The following is a 244-nucleotide window of genomic DNA, read 5'->3' as shown; positions in this document are numbered from 1 at the left end:
TGCCCTGATTCACGACGCCCAGGAGGCCACCGCATGAAATCCTTCGAAGGCAACGTAGCTGCCATCACTGGCGCCGGTTCCGGTATCGGCCGCGCTCTCGCCTATCACCTGGCCAGCCAGGGTTGCCACCTGGCGCTCTCGGACGTGAACTTCGAAGGGCTCGGAGAAACCGCCGAACAGGCACGCAGGCTCGGCGTCACCGTCAGCGCAACGCCGGTCGATGTCTCCGACCGCGCTGCGGTGC

Annotated in this window: 1 protein-coding gene; it reads left to right on the top strand. The window is 66.4% G+C overall.

Features of this window, described 5'->3' with window-relative positions; genetic code table 11:
* Nucleotides 1–33 precede the first annotated feature (33 nt).
* A partial coding sequence (locus tag VC352_RS24980) for an SDR family NAD(P)-dependent oxidoreductase (RefSeq protein ID WP_322982174.1) occupies nt 34–244 on the top strand: 211 nt, incomplete at its 3' end.

It is taken from the genome of Pseudomonas sp. C11 (assembly GCF_034683865.1).
In the GTDB taxonomy this organism is placed as follows: domain Bacteria; phylum Pseudomonadota; class Gammaproteobacteria; order Pseudomonadales; family Pseudomonadaceae; genus Aquipseudomonas.
The sequence above is the reverse complement of the archived record's forward strand: the minus strand, read 5'-3'. Positions and strand labels throughout refer to the sequence as shown.